This is a genomic window from Enterobacter sp. HK169, assembly GCF_001719105.1.
Classification (GTDB): Bacteria; Pseudomonadota; Gammaproteobacteria; order Enterobacterales; family Enterobacteriaceae; genus Enterobacter; species Enterobacter asburiae_B.
Map to the genome: position 1 here is coordinate 3,212,324 of NZ_CP017087.1, position 19,561 is coordinate 3,231,884.

Sequence of the window (19,561 nt, forward strand, 5' to 3'; positions counted from 1 at the left end):
AAATGAAAACAGGTGCAGGCGCAAAATACGGCCCTATAAATAAAATGCGGGGGAGGTCCTGTCAATGCTGGGATTATGCGGATTTTTTATGGGGGGTACCCCTGAGAAACAGGACTTATAACAGCGCCAGATTTTATGCTCCGTTTTAGGGCTTTTTGACCGACATTTCGCCGCCCCGGGAGGGCGCTTCAGCAGCTATACTTTTCGGGTCTTTTCACCTGTGTTTGATGCAGGCCAGGGCAATGGCATAAAAACCATCACAATTTTTATTTGCAGGCGCTACAATCGACCGCAGTCACAATTCTCAAATCAGAAGAGTATTGCTAATGAAAAACATCAACCCAACGCAGACCGCTGCCTGGCAGGCACTCCAGAAACATTTTGATGAAATGAAAGACGTCACCATCGCGGACCTGTTCGCGAAGGATGCCGATCGTTTCTCTAAGTTCTCCGCGACCTTCGACGACCTGATGCTGGTGGATTTCTCCAAAAACCGCATTACCGAAGAGACGCTGGCAAAACTGCAGGATCTGGCGAAAGAAACCGAGCTTGCCGACGCCATCAAATCCATGTTCTCCGGCGAGAAGATCAACCGTACCGAAGACCGTGCAGTGCTGCACGTGGCCCTGCGTAACCGTAGCAATACGCCAATCATCGTTGACGGAAAAGACGTCATGCCGGAAGTGAACGCGGTGCTGGAAAAGATGAAAAGCTTCTCCGAAGCGATCATCTCCGGTAGCTGGAAAGGCTACACCGGCAAAGCGATCACCGACGTGGTTAACATCGGTATCGGCGGTTCTGACCTCGGCCCGTTCATGGTGACCGAAGCGCTGCGCCCGTACAAAAACCACCTCAATATGCACTTTGTGTCTAACGTCGATGGTACCCACATCGCCGAAGTGCTGAAGAACGTGAACCCGGAAACGACCCTGTTCCTGGTTGCGTCCAAAACCTTCACCACTCAGGAAACCATGACCAACGCCCACAGCGCGCGCGACTGGTTCCTGAAAACCGCAGGCGACAACAAGCACGTGGCGAAACACTTCGCGGCGCTGTCTACCAACGGTAAAGCGGTCAGCGAGTTCGGCATTGATACTGCGAACATGTTCGAGTTCTGGGACTGGGTTGGCGGCCGCTACTCCCTGTGGTCTGCGATCGGTCTGTCCATCATCCTGTCCGTGGGCTTCGACAACTTCGTCGAGCTGCTCTCCGGCGCGCACGCGATGGACAAACACTTCTCCACCACCGCACCAGAGAAAAACCTGCCGGTGCTGCTGGCGCTGATCGGTATCTGGTACAACAACTTCTTCGGCGCTGAAACCGAAGCGATTCTGCCATACGACCAGTACATGCACCGCTTTGCTGCTTACTTCCAGCAGGGCAACATGGAATCCAACGGTAAGTACGTTGACCGTAACGGCAACGCGGTGGATTACCAGACTGGCCCAATCATCTGGGGCGAGCCGGGCACCAACGGCCAGCATGCTTTCTACCAGCTGATCCACCAGGGCACCAAAATGGTACCGTGCGATTTCATCGCCCCGGCTATCACCCATAATCCGCTGTCCGACCACCATCCGAAGCTGCTGTCCAACTTCTTTGCGCAGACCGAAGCGCTGGCGTTCGGTAAATCCCGCGAAGTGGTTGAACAAGAATACCGTGACCAGGGTAAAGATCCGGCAACCCTGGATCACGTTGTGCCGTTCAAAGTGTTCGAAGGCAACCGCCCAACCAACTCCATCCTTCTGCGCGAAATCACGCCGTTCAGCCTGGGCGCGCTGATTGCCCTGTACGAGCACAAGATCTTCACGCAGGGCGCCATCCTGAACATCTTCACCTTTGACCAGTGGGGCGTTGAGCTGGGCAAACAGCTGGCAAACCGTATTCTGCCAGAGCTGGGTGACGATAAAGCGATTGCCAGCCATGACAGCTCGACAAATGGTTTGATCAACCGTTATAAAGCCTGGCGTGCGTAATTAAAACGTCATGAAAACGTGCCGGCTTAATGCCGGCATTTTTTATCGGATAATTCCTGATGTCTGTTAGTTAACTCAAATTCTGAATCTGAGTTTAATCCGAAAAAGACGCTTAACCCGTTAATTGCTGCGGTTTATTTTAAGAAAATACGTAGTGGTTCATTAATATGCTTATATTATAAGTTATTGATTTATAGCAGTTATATATTTATGTTATTTGTCTTTCATTTCCATTTTAACCATTAGTCCGAAAACTCCATCCCTATTTCTCCTTACGGCAAACCCACGGCAGTAGTTGTGTATACTCGATTCCGCCTGAAATTCTTTTCGGGCAAATCTCCATTCATTCATTGAAGGGAAATTGTTATGAAGAAAGTACTGTATGGCATTTTTGCCATATCTGCGCTTGCGGCGACATCTGTCTATGCAGCTCCGGTTCAGGTCGGGGAAGCGGCAGGTTCGGCTGCGACGTCTGCGTCTGCGGGAAGTTCTACCGCAGCCAGCGCCAGCACCGTAAGTTCAGCCGTGGGTGTCGCGCTGGCGGCAACCGGTGGCGGTGATGGCTCCAATACCGGAACCACGACCACCACGACAACCAGCACCCAGTAATAGCGGGTGTTTTAATCATAACCACACTTCGGTGTGGTTATTTCGCCCCTTCGGAGAAGAGTCGTGAAGCGACCTGCAATCATTCTGATTTGCCTGCTGCTGCAGGCGTGCTCGGCCACCACCAAAGGGCTGGGAAACTCACTGTGGGAAAGCATGTTCGGCACACCGGGCGTGCATTTGACCGATGACGAACTTCAAAACATGCCCTATGCCAGTCAGTACATGCAGCTAAACGATGGCCCGCAGCTGTTTGTGGTGCTCGCTTTCGATGAAAACGGGCAGCAGAAATGGGTGACGCAGGATCAGGCCACCATCGTGACGCAGCATGGTCGTATCGTGAAAACCCTGTTGGGCGGCGACAACCTGCTGGAGGTGAATAACATCGCTGCCGATCCGCTGATCAAGCCGAACCAGATCGCCGACGGCGCAAGCTGGACGCGCACGATGGGCTGGACCGAACATAAGCAGGTGCGTTACGCCACGGCACGCTCGACCTTCCGCTGGGACGGCACGGACAGCGTGAAAGTCGGCAGCGACGAAACGCAGGTTCGCGTGCTGGATGAAGAAGTCACCACCGACCAGGCCACCTGGCACAACCGCTTCTGGATCGACGAGGAAGGGCAGATCCGCCAGTCCCTGCAGTATCTCGGTGCCGGATTCTTCCCGGTGAAAACCACCCTGATCAAGGCGGCGAAATCATGAAAACGCTCATCCACGTTGCGCTTCTCGCCAGCCTTGCCGCGCCGCTGGCATGGTCCGCAGGGACGGTGAAGGTCTACACGCCGGACAGTGAAAAACCCAAAACCTTAACCCACGCTGAGCATCTGCTCGATCTCGTCGGACAGCCAAGGCTCGCCAACAGCTGGTGGTCGGGGGCAGTGATCGCTGAACGGCAGAAGACCGCTGAAGCGGAACAACAGCACAAGGCGCTTCTTGCCAGGCTGACGGGATTAGCGGAGCAGGAAGATGGCGACGACGCGGCGGCGATTAACAGCGTTCGCCAGCAGCTGCAGGCGCTGAAGGTGACTGGCCGTCAGAACGTGAACCTGGATCCCGACGAAGTGCGCGTCACGGAAAAGGGCAACCCCACGCTTGAAGGGGAGTATACGCTCTGGCTGCCGGAGAAGCCGACGACGGTGACCGTAATGGGGCTTATCAGCAGCCCGGGTAAAAAGCCCTTCACGCCCGGTCGTGACGTGGCGAGCTACCTCGACGAGCAGAGCCTGCTGAGCGGTGCCGATAACAGCTACGCCTGGGTGGTTTACCCTGACGGGCACACACAAAAAGCCCCCGTCGCTTACTGGAATAAACGGCATATCGAACCTATGCCGGGCAGCATCATTTTTGTCGGTTTTGCCGACCATTTCTGGACGAAGGCGTATGACGGGCTTAACGCCGATATCCTTCACTCCCTGATTCAGCGGATACCGGAATAATGAAAAGAACCTATCTCTACAGCATGCTGGCGCTCTGCGTGAGTGCCGCCTGCCATGCAGAAACGTATCCGGCACCCATTGGCCCGTCTCAGTCAGACTTCGGCGGCGTCGGTTTACTGCAAACGCCCACCGCGCGTATGGCGCGCGAAGGGGAAATTAGCCTTAACTACCGTGATAACGACCAGTATCGCTACTACTCCGCCTCGGTGCAGCTGTTCCCGTGGCTTGAAACCACGCTGCGCTATACCGACGTGCGTACGAAACAGTACAGCAGCGTAGAGGCGTTCTCCGGCGATCAGACCTACAAAGATAAAGCCTTCGACGTCAAGCTGCGCCTGTGGGAAGAGAGCTACTGGATGCCGCAGGTGTCCGTGGGCGCCAAAGATATCGGTGGTACCGGTCTGTTTGATGCGGAATACATCGTGGCCAGCAAGGCCTGGGGGCCGTTCGACTTCTCGCTCGGCCTGGGATGGGGCTATCTCGGCACCAGCGGCAACGTGAAAAACCCGTTTTGCTCCTACAGCGACAAATACTGCTACCGCGATAACAGCTATAAGAAAGCGGGCTCCATCAACGGAGACCAGATGTTCCACGGTCCGGCGTCGCTGTTTGGCGGCGTGGAGTATCAAACGCCCTGGCAGCCATTACGCCTGAAGCTGGAATATGAGGGGAATGACTACTCGCAGGACTTCGCCGGAAAGATTGAGCAGAAGAGCAAGTTTAACGTCGGCGCCATTTATCGCGTCACCGACTGGGCCGACGTTAACCTCAGCTACGAGCGCGGCAATACGGTGATGTTTGGCTTCACGCTGCGCACCAACTTTAACGACATGCGGCCGCACTACAATGATAACGCGCGCCCTGCATACCAGCCGGAGCCGCAGGATGCGATTCTGCAGCACTCCGTGGTGGCAAACCAGCTGACGCTGCTGAAATACAATGCCGGTCTGGCGGATCCGAAAATTCAGGTGAAAGGCGACACGCTGTACGTCACCGGCGAGCAGGTGAAATACCGCGACTCGCGCGAAGGGATCGAACGCGCTAACCGGATCGTTATGAACGATCTGCCGGAGGGGATCCGCACGATCCGCGTGACGGAGAACCGTCTCAACCTGCCGCAGGTCACAACCGAAACGGACGTTGCCAGCCTCAGGCGCCATCTGGAAGGCGAGCCGCTCGGGCATGAAACCGAGCTGGTGCAAAAACGCGTAGAGCCGATCGTGCCGGAAACCACCGAGCAGGGCTGGTATATCGACAAATCGCGCTTCGATTTCCATATCGATCCGGTGCTGAACCAGTCCGTCGGCGGGCCTGAAAACTTCTACATGTATCAGCTGGGCGTCATGGCGACGGCGGATCTGTGGCTCACCGACCACCTGCTGACCACCGGCAGCCTGTTCGGCAACATCGCCAACAACTACGACAAGTTCACCTACACCAACCCGCCAAAAGACTCGGCGCTGCCGCGCGTGCGTACCCGCGTGCGTGAGTACGTACAAAACGATGCCTACGTGAATAACCTGCAGGCCAACTACTTCCAGTACTTTGGCAACGGCTTCTACGGCCAGGTGTACGGCGGGTATCTGGAAACCATGTACGGCGGCGCGGGGGCGGAAGTGCTTTATCGTCCTGTCGACAGCAACTGGGCGTTCGGGGTGGATGCCAACTACGTCAAACAGCGTGACTGGCGCAGCGCGCAGGACATGATGAAATTCACCGACTACAGCGTCAAAACGGGCCATCTGACCGCCTACTGGACGCCGTCGTTCGCCCCTGACGTGCTGGTGAAAGCCAGCGTCGGCCAGTACCTGGCGGGCGATAAGGGCGGTACGCTGGACATCTCTAAACACTTCGACAGCGGCGTCGTGGTGGGTGGCTATGCCACCATCACCAACGTTTCGCCGGACGAGTACGGGGAAGGGGACTTCACCAAAGGGGTCTACGTGTCGATCCCGCTGGATCTGTTCTCGTCAGGCCCAACCCGCAGCCGTGCGGCAGTGGGCTGGACGCCGCTGACGCGTGACGGGGGTCAGCAGCTTGGACGTAAGTTCCAGCTGTATGACATGACGAGCGATAAGAACATTAACTTCCGCTGATGCTTCTTTGCCCGGTGGCGCTGCGCTTACCGGGCCTACGTTAGTGTTTTTGTAGGCCGGGCAAACGCAGTGCCGCCCGGCAAGAATGCTCATGCGGACAAAACATAAACAAAAAATATAGATCCCCGTCACATTTTTGCGTTATACAGGAACCTCGCCCTGGAGAATGAGGTGCTGTATGACATCCCTGACTCGCCCGCGCGTTGAGTTTATCTCAACAGTCCTCCAGACCGTGCTGAACCTCGGTCTGTTGAGCCTTGGCCTGATACTGGTCGTCTTTTTGGGTAAAGAGACGGTGCATCTTGCGGATGTACTGTTCGCCCCTGAACAAACCAGCAAATATGCGCTGGTGGAAGGCCTGGTGGTCTACTTTCTCTACTTTGAATTTATCGCCCTGATTGTGAAGTACTTTCAGTCCGGCTTTCACTTCCCGCTGCGTTATTTTGTCTACATTGGGATCACTGCGATAGTGCGGCTGATCATCGTCGATCATAAGTCCCCGCTCGACGTGCTGATCTACTCGGCGGCGATCCTGCTGCTGGTGATCACCCTCTGGCTGTGCAACTCGAAGCGGCTGAAACGCGAATAAAAAAAATGGCGCTCCGAAGAGCGCCTAACAACAGTCACAAGTTGGGTCAATACAATACGTCTAAAGTTGAGGGTTGCAGTGGCATAACAAAATGAAACTTAACCTTTCACACCGCCCGCCGTCAGGCCGTTGACCAGCCAGCGCTGCGCCAGCAGGAACACCACGGTAATCGGGATGGCGGAAAGTACGGCCGCCGCGGCAAAGTCGCCCCACAGGTAGTTTTGCGGGTTGAGGTATTGCTGCATACCTACGGCCAGGGTGTAGCTGTTCACATCACGCAGTAACAGTGAGGCAACCGGTACTTCGGTGATCGCAGCGATAAACGACAGGATAAACACTACCGCCAGAATCGGCACCGACAGCGGTAGCAGCACCAGGCGGAACGCCTGCCACGGGGTTGCGCCATCCAGCGCGGCCGCTTCTTCCAGCGAGCCGTCGATGGTTTCGAAATAGCCTTTAATGGTCCACACATGCAGTGCGATACCGCCAAGATAGGCGAAGATCACGCCGCCGTGGGTGTTCAGGCCGATAAACGGTACGTACTGGCCCAGACGGTCAAACAGGGCATACAACGCCACCAGCGACAGCACGGCGGGGAACATCTGGAAAATCAGCATCCCTTTCAGCAGCGTCGCTTTGCCCGGGAAACGCATGCGGGCGAAGGCATAAGCACAGGTAGTGGAAAGCGCCACGATACCAATGGCGGTAATGCCTGCGATTTTCACCGAGTTCCACAGCCACAGCAGGACCGGGAACGGCGGCGGCGTGACGCGGCCATCCGCGTGTTCCACGCTGAAGCCCAGCGCGAGCTTCCAGTGCTCCCAGGAGATTTCGTCCGGGATCAGGCTCCCTGTCGCGAAGTTACCCGAACGCAGGGAGATGGCGATAACCATCAGCAGCGGGAACATGATCGCCGCGATGAAAATCAGCAGGCCTAAGTGCGTCGCCAGGAGGCGCAACTTCTGAGATTTGGGTTGTACCATTGCCATGATTGATGCCCTCCTTAATCAAATTTCATACGTGTGGCTTTCAGGTTCACAATCGCCAGAGCGCCTACCAGCAGGAAGATGAGGGTGGCAATCGCTGCCGCCAGACCGAAGTCCTGGCCGCCGCCGCCTTCGAAGGCGATACGGTAGGTGTAGCTCACGAGCAGGTCGGTATAGCCTGCTGGCGTCGTGGTGCCAAGGCGGTCCGGGCCGCCGTTGGTCAACAGCTGAATCAGCACGAAGTTGTTAAAGTTAAAGGCGAAGCTGGCAATCATCAGCGGCGTCAGCGGCTTAATGAGCAGCGGCAGCGTAATTTTAAAGAAGTTCTGGAACGGGCCCGCGCCGTCCATCGCCGAGGCTTCGTACAGATCGTCCGGGATAGCCTTCAGCAGGCCCATGCACAGGATCATCATGTACGGATAACCGAGCCAGGTGTTCACGATGATAATCATCGAGCGAGCGGTGGTCGGGTCGCTGAACCAGGCCGGTTTGATGCCGAACAGGGCGCTCAGCATCATGTTGATTTCACCGAAGCTCTGGTTAAACAGCCCTTTGAAAATCAGAATCGAGATAAACGACGGTACGGCATACGGCAGGATCAGCAGCACGCGGTAAATCGCTTTGCCTTTCAGGGATTCCCACTGGACCAGACAGGCCAGCACCATGCCCACGGCCACGGTCAGGATCACCGTCAGCACCGAGAAGACCACCGTCCAGACGAAGATGGCGAAGAACGGTTTCTGAATGCCTTCGTCGGTAAACACGCGGGTAAAGTTGTCCCAGCCGATGGTGACGGTATAGCCCGGGCTGAGCTTGTCATCACCCCATTTGCCGTCGGCAGTAATGGACTGATAGAAACCAATGTCGTTATTCGGACGATATTTCACGCCGCTCTGGTTGTTGGTCAGCGTACCGTCGTCCGCCAGGGTATACAGCGGCTGCGTGCCGGAGAACTGGCGCAGCGAGCTCATGGTCACCTTGCTTTCGTCTGGCAGCACGGCGGTGAGCTGGGTCAGCGCCTGACGGTTCTGGGTAATGACGCGCAGGTTGGCACGTTCACCTTCCGGCAGGGCCTGTGCCTCTTTTAAGGTGAGCTTCTGCTCGCCGCCAAATTTGAACGCGTCGGAGACATAATATTTGCTGCTTGCTTCGTCAGTAAGCGCTAACTTCCAATCGTTCCCGGCAGGATACAGGCCGAAGTTAAAGGTCTTGCCTGCCTGATATGAGCGATCCAGCAGGACCTGCTGCGCGCGTTCCTGCGCAAGCTGGTTGGTGCTGCTGTAGTTGGTAAACGCAATGGCGATGGTACAAATCAGCGGGAACAGGACAAACAGCCCCATCCCGGCCACGCCCGGGTAAACATAGCGCCAGGCATAGGCTTTACGATTAGCGAAAATATACAGGCCAGCAGAGCTTAAAATCAGCGTCATGATGGCAAACAGATATTCCCCTTGTACGTACATTAAAACAACAAGGTAACCCACCAGCAGGCACAGCAGACCGATCGCTGACCACTTCAGCGCGTCGCTTTGCCACCAGCGTTTCTTTTTAATGACATCCATGGGGTTTTTCCTCTACAACGTTTGATCTTTTCTCCCTCTCCTGGAGGAGAGGGCCGGGGTGAGGGCGTGCGGATAGCGCCAACCCTCACCCTAACCCTCTCCCGAAGGGAGAGGGGACTACGTCATTACTTAGTAATACGACCCTGAGCATCTTTCAGCGCGGCATCAACAGTCTGACGACCGCTTGCAGCGTTGATGACCGCGGTACGCGTGGCGTACCAGAACGCAGCCATCTGTGGGATGTTCGGCATGATTTCGCCTTTCTGGGCGTTATCCATGGTGGCCGCGATACGTGGGTCTTTCGCCAGCTGATCCTGGAAGGATTTCAGCGCGACGGCGCCCAGCGGTTTGTCCTTGTTCACTTCATCCAGACCCTGATCGGTCAGCAGGTAGTTTTCCAGGAACTCTTTCGCCAGTTCTTTGTTCGGGCTGGCGGCGTTGATGCCCGCGCTCAGCACGCCAACGAACGGTTTAGACGGCTTGCCTTTGAAGGTTGGCAGCAGCGTCACGCCATAGTTGATTTTGCTCTTGTCGATGTTGGTCCAGGCCCACGGACCGTTGATGGTCATCGCGGTTTCGCCTTTGTTGAACGCCGCTTCCGCGATGGAGTAGTCAGTATCCGCGTTCATGTGTTTGTTCTTGATCAGATCAACCAGGAAGGTCAGACCCGCTTTCGCGCCCGCGTTGTCCACGCCCACGTCTTTCACGTCATATTTGCCGTTTTCAAACTTGAACGCGTAACCGCCGTCGGCAGCAATCAGCGGCCAGGTGAAGTACGGCTCTTGCAGGTTGAACATCAGGGCGGATTTACCTTTCGCCTTCAGCTCTTTATCCAGTTTCGGGATCTCTTCCCAGGTTTTCGGCGGGTTTGGTACCAGGTCTTTGTTGTAAATCAGAGACAGGGCTTCAACCGCGATAGGGTAAGCGATCAGCTTGCCGTTATAGCGAACGGCATCCCAGGTGAACGGGAACAGTTTGTCCTGGAAGGCTTTATCTGGCGTCACTTCTGCCAGCAGGCCAGACTGCGCGTAACCCCCGAAACGGTCATGCGCCCAGAAAATAATGTCCGGGCCGTCGCCGGTTGCTGCAACCTGCGGGAACTTCTCTTCCAGCTTGTCAGGGTGTTCTACGGTAACTTTGATGCCGGTATCTTTTTCGAATTTTTTGCCCACTTCGGCCAGGCCGTTATAGCCCTTGTCGCCGTTAATCCAGATAACCAGTTTGCCTTCTTCAATTTTGGCGAGCGCCGGTGCGGAAATCATCATTGCTGCGAGGGCGGACAATGCGAAAACGCGTGCGCCAGTCTTGATATTCATAGCTGCCATCCTTTTTGGTGATGTCTCGTGGTATGACTTCAGTGGTTCAACGTGTCTCAGTCTCCTTATTTGACATCCTCTTTCCATCCTCCCAACCCCTACGCCCCACCCCCCGTTTGTGTGATCTCCGTTGCATAAATTTAAGTTATGAGTGCTGGCGCACATAAAAACCCACCGAATTTTGCAGGCGGCTTCACGAATTTTGCCTCAGCCCGCCCACGGCGGTCGCAGAGCCTGCTCCCTCATCCTCCCGCCTCCTCCCCCATAAAAAAGGCGGGGGGTGGAGGATTCGGGAAAGTAATGGATACCCCATAGTGAACTTATCTTGAATGTTTCTGTCGGTGACAGGTTGTAACGAAGGGAGAAGGGCATGGCGAGCGTACAGCTGCGTAATGTAACGAAAGCCTGGGGTGACGTTGTGGTGTCGAAAGACATCAATCTGGACATCAACGAAGGTGAATTCGTGGTGTTTGTTGGCCCATCAGGCTGCGGTAAATCTACTCTGCTGCGTATGATTGCCGGTCTTGAAACGATTACCAGCGGCGACCTGCTGATTGGTGATACCCGAATGAACGACATCCCGCCTGCCGAACGTGGCGTCGGTATGGTGTTCCAGTCTTATGCACTCTATCCACACCTTTCCGTTGCCGAAAATATGTCCTTCGGCCTGAAGCTGGCCGGCGCGAAGAAAGAGGTCATTAACCAGCGCGTGACGCAGGTAGCGGAAGTGTTACAGCTGGCCCACCTGCTGGAGCGTAAACCAAAAGCGCTTTCCGGTGGTCAGCGTCAGCGTGTGGCGATTGGCCGTACGCTGGTGGCCGAACCGCGCGTGTTCCTGCTCGATGAACCTCTTTCTAACCTGGATGCCGCCCTGCGCGTCCAGATGCGTATTGAAATCTCCCGTCTGCACAAGCGTCTTGGCCGCACGATGATTTACGTCACCCACGATCAGGTGGAAGCGATGACCCTCGCCGACAAAATCGTGGTGCTGGATGCCGGCCGCGTGGCGCAGGTGGGTAAACCGCTGGAGCTGTATCACTACCCGGCAGACCGCTTTGTTGCGGGCTTTATTGGCTCGCCAAAGATGAACTTCCTGCCCGTCAAAGTGACCGCGACAGCCATTGAACAGGTACAGGTGGAGCTGCCAAACCGCCAGCAGGTCTGGCTGCCGGTCGACAGCGCCAACGTACAGGTCGGGGCAAACATGTCCCTCGGTATTCGTCCTGAGCACCTGCTGCCGAGCCACATCGCTGATGTGACCCTGGAAGGTGACGTTCAGGTCGTCGAACAGCTTGGTCACGAAACACAGATTCATATCCAGATCCCCGCCATCCGTCAGAACCTGGTCTACCGCCAGAACGACGTGGTGTTGGTAGAAGAGGGTGCCACATTCGCTATCGGCTTGCCGCCAGAGCGTTGCCATCTGTTCCGTGAGGATGGCACTGCATGTCGTCGGTTGCACAAAGAGCCAGGCGTTTAAGCAATCCCAAAAGAAGACACGAAACCGACAGGTGAAGTGTTCAAAGAAAAGCAATGATCTCAGGAGATAGAATGATGATTACTCTGCGCAAACAAGTCCCTCTGGCAATCGCCGTTGCGGCAGGCATCCTGTCTGCCCAGGCAGGCGCCGTGGACTTTAAAGGTTATGCTCGTTCCGGCATTGGCTGGACCGGGAGTGGCGGTGAACAACAATGTTTCCAGACCACCGGTGCGGATTCTAAATATCGTCTTGGTAACGAATGTGAAACCTATGCGGAAGTTAAATTAGGCCAGGAAGTGTGGAAAGAAGCGGACAAGAGCTTCTATTTCGACTCCAACATCGCCTATAAAACTGCTCAGCTTAACGACTGGGAAGACAGTAACACGCCAGCAGTGCGTGAGTTTAACGTCGTAGGTAAAAACCTGATTGATTCTCTGCCAGGGGCAAATATTTGGGCAGGTAAGCGTTTCTATCAACGTCACGACGTTCACATGATCGACTTCTACTACTGGGATATTTCTGGTCCTGGTGCTGGTCTGGAAAACGTTGACGTCGGTATCGGTAAACTCTCTCTCGCAGCAACCCGTTCTTCTGAATCCGGTGGCTCCTCAGCTTTCGGCGATCGCGATCCGAATACCGGTCTGCGTACCTATAACAACAAAGTGCCAAACGACGTGTTTGATGCGCGTTTAGCCGGTATGGAAATTAACCCGGGCGGTACGCTGGAACTGGGTGTTGACTACGGTCATACCAACATTCCTGACGATTACTACCTGCAGCCTGGTGCATCGAAAGATGGCTGGATGTTCACTGCAGAACACACCCAGAGCATGATGAAAGGCTTCAACAAGTTTGTGGTGCAATACGCCACTGACTCCATGATTTCTCAGGGCAAAGGTCAGGCGCGTGGGGGTTCTGTTGATAATGACGGCAGCCTGATCCGCATCCTCGACCACGGTGCGATCACGCTGGCGGATAAATGGGACCTGATGTACGTCGGTATGTATCAGGATATCGATCGTGACAACAATCAAGGTACCACCTGGTACACCGTGGGCGTGCGTCCAATGTACAAATGGACGCCAATCATGAGCACCTTGCTGGAAGTGGGCTACGACAACGTCAAATCTCAGCAAACCGGCGATCGTAACGACCAGTATAAAATCACTCTGGCACAACAGTGGCAGGCGGGTGACAGCATCTGGTCCCGTCCGGCGATTCGCGTGTTCGCAACCTACGCCAAGTGGGATGAGAAATGGGGCTACGTGAAGACCGACTCTGAGGGTAACTTCTCTTCCACTGCTGCAAGCAACAGCACTGTAACCCCGTTCGGTACGACCAGCCGTGGTGACAGCGACGAGTGGACCTTCGGTGCTCAGATGGAAATCTGGTGGTAATTTTAGACGTAAAGGTATTTAAAAGAGGGGCTTAGGCCCCTCTAACTCATAATGCATTTCTCGGAAAGTATGCGCTATTGCCTGGCTACCATGCTTTCGAATAATGAGGTCATAACGATGAAAAAAAGTCTCTTAGCACTCTGTCTGACGGCGGGCATGTTTGCTGCATTACCAGCAGTGAGCTTGGCTGATGTCAATATCGTTCCGCAGAACACGACTGCTGCGCCTGCGATTCCCTCGACCACACTGCAAAGTCTGAACTGGATCCCCGTGAATGTTGCACAAACCCAGACCATCGAACTGGGTAATACAGGCCAGAGCCTGAATGTACCGGGAATTTCAGGACCGGTTGCTGCATGGAGTGTCCCTGCGAATGTGGGTGAATTAACGTTAACGCTGGTCAGTGAAGCCGACAAAACACCATCTGTATTTGCACCAAACGTGTTAGTGCTTGATCAAAACATGTCGCCTTCAGCTTTTTTCCCAAGCAGTTATTTTACCTATCAGAAACCTGGCGTCATGTCGGCTGACCGCCTTGAGGGCGTCATGAAACTGACACCCGCTTTAGGCCAGCAAAAGATTTATATCCTCGCGTTTACTACACCCGAAGATCTGCAGCGCACCACCAAAATGATTGATCCGGCTAAATCCTATGCTCAGGGGGCGGGTAACGCTATTCCTGATATTCCTGATCCGGTCGCACGCCACGTAACGAACGGTACGCTGAAACTCAAAGTTCAAACAAACACCAGCTCAAGTATTCTGGTCGGTCCGTTATTCGGATCCTCTGGCCCTGCTGCTGTCACCGTTGGCAACACTGCTGCACCTATACCTGCTAATGTGGCCCCGACAACGGCCGCTGCGGCTATTGCAGCGCCTGCCCCGACGAAGAAGGCCGAGCCGGTACTGAACGACACCGAAGAGTACTTCAACAACGCCATTAAGCAGGCGGTGAAGCGCGGCGATGTCGATAAAGCGCTGAAACTGCTTGATGAAGCCGAACGTTTAGGTTCAACCACTGCCCGTTCCACCTTTATCAGCAGTGTAAAAGGCAAGGGGTAACCGTTTCCCCACAGTGCTGATTTGTTAGTAGTTTGGTGCGCCTGAGTGGGCGCACTTTTTTTCGTATCCGCCAGGCTGTTGCGCCCATGTTGCGATCGTGATCGTTAAATAACGTTTGGCCCCCCTCAATCCGTGTTTCTGCGATACAATGCCATTACGTTATGTATCGGAGAGTCTGGCATGTCACACCCTGCGCTAACGCAACTGCGTGCGCTGCGCTATTTCGACCAAATACCTGCGCTTGATCCGCAGCAACTGGACTGGCTGTTGCTGGAAGATTCCATGACGAAACGTTTTGAGCAACAGGGTAAAACGGTCACGGTGACCCTGATTCAGGAAGGGTTTGTCTCTGGCGATGAGATCGCCAGCGAGCTGCCGCTGCTGCCGCAAGAGCCACGCTACTGGCTGCGCGAAATTTTACTCTGCGCTGATGGTGAGCCGTGGCTTGCCGGGCGGACGGTGGTCCCCGAGTCCACCCTTTCCGGGCCAGAGCTCGCGCTGCAACGTCTGGGGAAAACGCCGCTGGGGCGCTACCTTTTCACCTCGTCTGAGCTTACCCGGGATTTTATTGAGATTGGTCGTGATGCCGAACTTTGGGGGCGTCGTTCCCGCCTTCGCCTGAGCGGTAAACCGTTAATTCTGACGGAGCTTTTTTTACCGGCATCACCGTTGTACTAAGAGGAAGAAAAAATGGAGTGGAGCCTGACGCAGAATAAGCTGTTGGCGTATCACCGCTTAATGCGTACCGATAAACCCATTGGCGCGTTACTGCTGCTGTGGCCGACCCTGTGGGCGCTGTGGCTCGCCACGCCGGGTGTGCCGCCGCTGTGGATCCTGGCCGTGTTCGTTGCCGGCGTCTGGCTGATGCGCGCGGCGGGCTGCGTGGTGAATGACTATGCCGATCGTAAATTCGACGGTCATGTTAAGCGTACTGCCGGACGTCCGTTACCCAGCGGGCAGGTCACCGGGAAAGAAGCCCGCGTGCTGTTCATTGTTCTGGTGCTGCTCTCTTTCCTGCTGGTGTTAACCCTCAACACCATGACCATTCTGCTTTCCGTTGCGGCGCTGGCGTTGGCCTGGGTATATCCCTTTATGAAGCGCTATACCCACCTGCCTCAGGTGGTGCTGGGCGCGGCGTTTGGCTGGTCGATTCCGATGGCGTTTGCGGCGGTTAGTGAGTCCTTACCGCTCAGCTGCTGGCTGATGTTCCTGGCGAACATTCTCTGGGCCGTGGCGTATGACACGCAATATGCGATGGTAGACCGCGACGATGACCTGAAAATTGGCATCAAATCCACCGCCATCCTCTTTGGTCGTCAGGACAAGCTGATTATCGGTATCCTGCAGGTCGCGGTACTGGCGCTGATGGTCGCGATCGGTCGCCTGAACGGGCTGAACTGGGAGTTTTACTGGTCCGTGCTGGTGGCGGGACTGCTGTTTGCGTACCAGCAAAAGCTGATTGCGAAGCGTGAGCGTGACGCCTGTTTTAAAGCGTTTATGAACAACAACTACGTTGGTCTGGTGCTGTTTTTAGGCCTGGCGATGAGCTATTTCTTATAAAAAAGTCGGGTGGCGGCTTCGCCTTACCCGACCTACGAGTTAGCAGGACATCTAGGCCCGGTAAGCGTTAGCGCCACCGGGCTTTTTTTTATCGGCGACGCAGCAGCCGAAGCGCGTTCGCCGTCACCAGCACCGTTGCCCCGGTATCCGCCAGCACCGCCAGCCACAGTCCGGTCATGCCGAGCAGGGTCGTCACCAGGAAAATCCCCTTCAGACCGAGCGCAATGCCGATGTTCTGACGGATGTTGGCCCGCGTCGCGCGCGCCAGGGCGATCGTCTGCGCCAGCCCGGTCAGGCGGTTGTGCGTCAATGCCGCGTCGGCCGTTTCCAGCGCCACGTCGGTTCCGCTGCCCATCGCTATACCGATGGTGGACGCTTTCATCGCCGGGGCATCGTTAATCCCGTCACCGACCATTGCCAGCGGCGCGCGAGCGTTCAACGCCGTCACGGCACTGACCTTATCCGCAGGCAACAGTCCGGCTTTAAACTCCAGCCCCAGCTCACCGGCAATCGCTGCCGCCGCGCGAGGGTTATCGCCGGTAAGAATAATGCCCTGCACGCCCAGCTTGTGCAGCGCCGCCACGGCTTCTTTGGCGTCATCGCGCAGAGTATCGCGCAGCGCCAGCATCCCTTTCGCGACACCGTCCTGCAGGACGGTCACGACGGTTTGTCCGGTCTGTTCTAACGCCTCAACCTCTGGACTGGAAGACTTGCTCGCCGCGACAATCAGCACCTTTTTACCTTCAACGGTGGCCTCAATCCCTGACCCGACCAGCGCTCGCTGGGCGGTTGCCGGAGGGATGTCCAGCCCGCGCGACTGTGCTTCTCGCACAATCGCCTGCGCCAGCGGGTGAGTGGACCCCTGCTCAACGGCGGCGGCCAGTGTAAGCAGCTCATCTTCACTGATGTCCTGCGGATAGACACCGGTTACCTGCGGCTTACCCACGGTTAACGTACCGGTTTTATCGAAGGCGATATGCTGGACCTGGCTCAGCTGCTCCAGCGCCGCGCCGCCCTTAATCAGCGCGCCGCGACGCGCCGCCGCCGCCAGACCTGAGGTAATCGCCGCCGGGGTGGAGATCACCAGCGCGCACGGGCAGCCAATCAGCAGCAGCGTCAGCCCTTTATAAATCCAGCCCTCCCACGGCGCGCCAAAGAACAGCGGCGGGACGACGGTGACCAGCAGGGCAACCAGCATGATGGCAGGGGTATAAATCCGACTGAAGCGATCGATAAAGCGTTCGACCGGCGCGCGGCGCTCCTCTGCCTCTTCAATCAGCTTAAGGATACGGTCGATGGCGCTGTCGCCCGGCTCGGAAAGCACGGTGAGCTGCACCAGACGGTCGACGCTGGTGGCGCCAGCAGGTACTTTTTCACCCGTGGCACGCTCTACCGGAATGGATTCCCCGGTCAGGGCGCTCTCGTCGAAGCTCGCGGTGGCGGTAAGCAGCGCGCCGTCTGCAGGCAGACGCCCCCCTGCAGCCACTTCAATCACGTCGCCCGGGCGCAGCGTATTGATGGCGACCGTTTCACGCGTGCCGTTTATCACGCGAGTGGCGGTTTCCGGCTTCAGCGCCATCAGCGCGCTGACCCCTTTACGCGCCCGGCTCGCCGCCCAGCCTTCAAGACGTTCGCCGATTAAGAACAGCAGCAGCACCATCGCCGCTTCTGCCGTCGCGCCAATGAACAGCGCGCCGATCGCCGCCACGCTCATCAGCGTTTCGATTGCAAACCAGCTGCCGCTTTTCATCAGGCGCAGCGCCTGACGGGCAATCGGGAACAGGCCGACCAGCGTGGTGGCGATAAACGCCAGATTGCCGAACGGATGGTTAATCTGCTCCAGCCCCCAGCTCAGGGCCATCATGATGATGAGGGTAATGAGCGGCAGGTTTTCTTTCAGGGAGGAGGCTTTTTCAACGGGCGCCGTTTCGCTGCGCAGGGTATAGCCCGCCTGGCTGACGGCAGCTTCAACCTGCTTGCTGACGTCGTTATCGGCGCTGACCAGCAGCTTTTCGGTGGCAAACAGCACCTGAACGTGGCTCACGCCCGGCACCTGCTTGACGGCGTTTTCCACCTTGCGGGCGCAGGCCGCGCAGTCCATGCCGTTGACGACCCAGCTGTAGCGGTTGCCGCTTTCAGGAAGGGGTTGAGTTGGCGTTTCGCACGCGCCTTCGCAGCAGCAGTCGTCTTTCGACGGAGCCGGGCTGAGCTTAAGTGCCGAGAATTGAGGAACTTTTTTAGGTATTTCTGGAGTCGACATGGCAGTCTCCGGCAATGATAATTTTCTCATTAACCGCAGCATACACTCTGGAGTCGACTCCAGAGTCAAGCGCTATTTAGATATACAGCGAACGCACAATCAGGAAATGCCCGGCAAAGTAGCAGGCGGCGGCAATCGCGTTATCCGCCCGGAAGCGGCGGCGATAGTGGCTGCCCAGCCAGACGACATTCCCGATCAGCAGCAGCGCGGCGCCGAAGAACGCGGACATCGCCGGAGCGGTCGGACGGAAGAACCACAGTTCACCCGCCAGCCACACCATCACCAGCGTCATGGCGATAAACGTACAGACCGGCAAACGCATCTCTTCCAGTCGTGACCAGATCACCGCAATCAGCAGGGCGCCAATCACCAGCAGCACCAGCGGCAGCGGCCAGAAGAAGGAGAGCGTCATCTGGCTGGCAAAGTAGATGGTATACAGCAGATGCGACAGGAAGAACGCCCCAACGGCGTACAGCAGGCGCTGGCGCGGCAGCAGGGTTAAGGCATCGCCAATCAGGGATGCACACAGCCCGGCGAGCACCAGATAGCTGACGGCGTTAAACATCGGCGCTTGCCAGGCCAGCAGCAGCAGGAGCAACAGCGTGACCGGTTTAAATAACCAGCGCTGCCAGGTGGGACCGCGGTACGACGCATCGACATAAAGCCATGCGGAAAAACAGACAGCGATAAATGACCAAAGCATATTAACTCCCTGTATCTGTTAAGTCTGAATAATCAGTTTCTGATCCAGTGTAGTGACGCGGGCGGGCGTTTGGCAATGGCGGGGGAGGCAAGGTATCCTGAATTCCGCAAAATCTGATAGGATTGTCGAATGAGCAAGATGCCGCTTTTTTTCATTATCGTGGTGGCGATTATCGTCATTGCCGCCTCGTTCCGTTTCGTGCAGCAGCGCCGCGAGAAGGCGGATAACGATGCCGCACCGCTGATGCAAAAGCGCGTGGTGGTGACCAACAAACGCGAGAAACCGCTCAACGACCGCCGCTCGCGCCAGCAGCAGGTGACGCCTGCGGGCACAGCAATGCGCTATGAAGCGAGCTTTAGGCCGGAAGCAGGCGGCCTGGAGATGACCTTTCGCCTGGAGGCGCAGCAGTACCATCAGCTGATGGTGGGTGAGAAAGGAACGCTGAGCTACAAAGGGTCGCGGTTTGAAGGGTTCAGGACGGAATAATGCACGAACGGTCCCCTCTCCCTGTGGGAGAGGGTTAGGGTGA

At 56.2% G+C, this 19,561-nt stretch carries 17 protein-coding genes; 12 read left to right on the forward strand and 5 right to left on the reverse strand.

Annotation, left to right across the window (positions count from 1 at the left end; genetic code table 11):
• Positions 1–326 precede the first annotated feature (326 nt).
• From pgi to psiE, 6 genes are all read left to right on the forward strand, one after another.
• Positions 327–1,976 carry a glucose-6-phosphate isomerase gene (pgi, locus tag EnteroDNA1_RS15215; RefSeq protein WP_047650900.1) on the forward strand — a complete coding sequence of 550 codons (1,650 nt, stop codon included), beginning with the start codon at positions 327–329 and terminating at the stop codon, positions 1,974–1,976.
• A gap of 366 nt (positions 1,977–2,342) precedes the next feature.
• Positions 2,343–2,585 carry an exopolysaccharide production protein YjbE gene (gene yjbE, locus EnteroDNA1_RS15220; protein WP_008503423.1) on the forward strand — a complete coding sequence of 81 codons (243 nt, stop codon included), beginning with the start codon at positions 2,343–2,345 and terminating at the stop codon, positions 2,583–2,585.
• Between the two features lie 63 nt (positions 2,586–2,648).
• Positions 2,649–3,287 carry a YjbF family lipoprotein gene (locus EnteroDNA1_RS15225; RefSeq protein WP_047059420.1) on the forward strand — a complete coding sequence of 213 codons (639 nt, stop codon included), beginning with the start codon at positions 2,649–2,651 and terminating at the stop codon, positions 3,285–3,287.
• The gene (locus EnteroDNA1_RS15230) at positions 3,284–4,021 is read left to right on the forward strand and encodes a capsule biosynthesis GfcC family protein (RefSeq protein WP_069303514.1); all 738 of its coding nucleotides are present in this window, start codon (positions 3,284–3,286) and stop codon (positions 4,019–4,021) included. The genes EnteroDNA1_RS15225 and EnteroDNA1_RS15230 overlap by 4 nt, the downstream gene beginning before the upstream one ends.
• Positions 4,021–6,117 (forward strand): YjbH domain-containing protein, encoded by a 2,097-nt coding sequence (locus EnteroDNA1_RS15235; RefSeq protein ID WP_069303515.1) that lies wholly within the window; start codon positions 4,021–4,023, stop codon positions 6,115–6,117. The genes EnteroDNA1_RS15230 and EnteroDNA1_RS15235 overlap by 1 nt, the downstream gene beginning before the upstream one ends.
• A 178-nt stretch (positions 6,118–6,295) precedes the next feature.
• A complete protein-coding gene (gene psiE / locus EnteroDNA1_RS15240) occupies positions 6,296–6,706 on the forward strand; it encodes a phosphate-starvation-inducible protein PsiE (protein WP_021242727.1) in 411 nt (136 codons plus the stop codon).
• A 98-nt stretch (positions 6,707–6,804) separates the two neighbouring features.
• On the opposite strand, the gene malG is transcribed toward psiE, so the two are convergent.
• The 3 genes from malG to malE all read right to left on the reverse strand — a co-directional run bounded on the left by malG (position 6,805) and on the right by malE (position 10,570).
• Positions 6,805–7,695: a maltose ABC transporter permease MalG gene (gene malG / locus EnteroDNA1_RS15245; protein WP_023310002.1), complete on the reverse strand. Its 891-nt coding sequence runs from the start codon at positions 7,693–7,695 to the stop codon at positions 6,805–6,807.
• Positions 7,696–7,709: 14 nt separating this feature from the next.
• Positions 7,710–9,254, reverse strand: a complete 1,545-nt coding sequence (gene malF / locus EnteroDNA1_RS15250; RefSeq protein WP_048979403.1) for a maltose ABC transporter permease MalF — start codon at positions 9,252–9,254, stop codon at positions 7,710–7,712.
• A gap of 125 nt (positions 9,255–9,379) precedes the next feature.
• Positions 9,380–10,570 (reverse strand): maltose/maltodextrin ABC transporter substrate-binding protein MalE, encoded by a 1,191-nt coding sequence (gene malE, locus EnteroDNA1_RS15255; protein WP_048990584.1) that lies wholly within the window; start codon positions 10,568–10,570, stop codon positions 9,380–9,382.
• Between the two features lie 370 nt (positions 10,571–10,940).
• On the opposite strand from malE, the gene malK reads away from it, so the two are divergent.
• The 5 genes from malK to ubiA all read left to right on the forward strand — a co-directional run bounded on the left by malK (position 10,941) and on the right by ubiA (position 16,069).
• A complete protein-coding gene (gene malK / locus EnteroDNA1_RS15260) occupies positions 10,941–12,050 on the forward strand; it encodes a maltose/maltodextrin ABC transporter ATP-binding protein MalK (protein ID WP_023310005.1) in 1,110 nt (369 codons plus the stop codon).
• A 71-nt stretch (positions 12,051–12,121) separates the two neighbouring features.
• Positions 12,122–13,447: a maltoporin gene (locus EnteroDNA1_RS15265; protein WP_069303516.1), complete on the forward strand. Its 1,326-nt coding sequence runs from the start codon at positions 12,122–12,124 to the stop codon at positions 13,445–13,447.
• Positions 13,448–13,558: 111 nt separating this feature from the next.
• On the forward strand, positions 13,559–14,509 hold the full coding sequence (malM, locus tag EnteroDNA1_RS15270) for a maltose operon protein MalM (protein WP_069303931.1): 951 nt from the start codon (positions 13,559–13,561) through the stop codon (positions 14,507–14,509).
• 180 nt (positions 14,510–14,689) lie between these two features.
• Entirely contained in the window at positions 14,690–15,187 is a 498-nt protein-coding gene (gene ubiC / locus EnteroDNA1_RS15275; RefSeq protein WP_023334136.1) for a chorismate lyase, read from the forward strand.
• A 12-nt stretch (positions 15,188–15,199) separates the two neighbouring features.
• Positions 15,200–16,069, forward strand: a complete 870-nt coding sequence (gene ubiA / locus EnteroDNA1_RS15280; protein ID WP_032662636.1) for a 4-hydroxybenzoate octaprenyltransferase — start codon at positions 15,200–15,202, stop codon at positions 16,067–16,069.
• A gap of 88 nt (positions 16,070–16,157) precedes the next feature.
• Here ubiA and zntA read toward each other — a convergent pair whose 3' ends face one another.
• Positions 16,158–18,329, reverse strand: coding sequence for a Zn(II)/Cd(II)/Pb(II) translocating P-type ATPase ZntA (gene zntA, locus EnteroDNA1_RS15285; RefSeq protein ID WP_069303517.1), 2,172 nt, complete (start codon positions 18,327–18,329; stop codon positions 16,158–16,160).
• Between the two features lie 76 nt (positions 18,330–18,405).
• On the reverse strand, positions 18,406–19,032 hold the full coding sequence (locus EnteroDNA1_RS15290) for a lysoplasmalogenase (RefSeq protein ID WP_024906687.1): 627 nt from the start codon (positions 19,030–19,032) through the stop codon (positions 18,406–18,408).
• A gap of 129 nt (positions 19,033–19,161) precedes the next feature.
• On the opposite strand from EnteroDNA1_RS15290, the gene EnteroDNA1_RS15295 reads away from it, so the two are divergent.
• The gene (locus EnteroDNA1_RS15295; protein ID WP_069303518.1) at positions 19,162–19,518 is read left to right on the forward strand and encodes a DUF2500 domain-containing protein; all 357 of its coding nucleotides are present in this window, start codon (positions 19,162–19,164) and stop codon (positions 19,516–19,518) included.
• The last annotated feature ends 43 nt before the right edge of the window (positions 19,519–19,561 follow it).

Coding starts and splice junctions, on each gene's coding strand:
- pgi (WP_047650900.1), top strand. CDS start 327: ATGAAAAACATCAACCCAACGCAGACCGCTGCCTGGCAGGCACTCCAG.
- EnteroDNA1_RS15265 (WP_069303516.1), top strand. CDS start 12,122: ATGATGATTACTCTGCGCAAACAAGTCCCTCTGGCAATCGCCGTTGCG.
- psiE (WP_021242727.1), top strand. CDS start 6,296: ATGACATCCCTGACTCGCCCGCGCGTTGAGTTTATCTCAACAGTCCTC.
- malG (WP_023310002.1), bottom strand. CDS start 7,695: ATGGCAATGGTACAACCCAAATCTCAGAAGTTGCGCCTCCTGGCGACG.
- EnteroDNA1_RS15295 (WP_069303518.1), top strand. CDS start 19,162: ATGAGCAAGATGCCGCTTTTTTTCATTATCGTGGTGGCGATTATCGTC.
- malF (WP_048979403.1), bottom strand. CDS start 9,254: ATGGATGTCATTAAAAAGAAACGCTGGTGGCAAAGCGACGCGCTGAAG.
- ubiC (WP_023334136.1), top strand. CDS start 14,690: ATGTCACACCCTGCGCTAACGCAACTGCGTGCGCTGCGCTATTTCGAC.
- ubiA (WP_032662636.1), top strand. CDS start 15,200: ATGGAGTGGAGCCTGACGCAGAATAAGCTGTTGGCGTATCACCGCTTA.
- malE (WP_048990584.1), bottom strand. CDS start 10,570: ATGAATATCAAGACTGGCGCACGCGTTTTCGCATTGTCCGCCCTCGCA.
- malK (WP_023310005.1), top strand. CDS start 10,941: ATGGCGAGCGTACAGCTGCGTAATGTAACGAAAGCCTGGGGTGACGTT.
- yjbE (WP_008503423.1), top strand. CDS start 2,343: ATGAAGAAAGTACTGTATGGCATTTTTGCCATATCTGCGCTTGCGGCG.
- EnteroDNA1_RS15290 (WP_024906687.1), bottom strand. CDS start 19,032: ATGCTTTGGTCATTTATCGCTGTCTGTTTTTCCGCATGGCTTTATGTC.
- EnteroDNA1_RS15235 (WP_069303515.1), top strand. CDS start 4,021: ATGAAAAGAACCTATCTCTACAGCATGCTGGCGCTCTGCGTGAGTGCC.
- EnteroDNA1_RS15230 (WP_069303514.1), top strand. CDS start 3,284: ATGAAAACGCTCATCCACGTTGCGCTTCTCGCCAGCCTTGCCGCGCCG.
- zntA (WP_069303517.1), bottom strand. CDS start 18,329: ATGTCGACTCCAGAAATACCTAAAAAAGTTCCTCAATTCTCGGCACTT.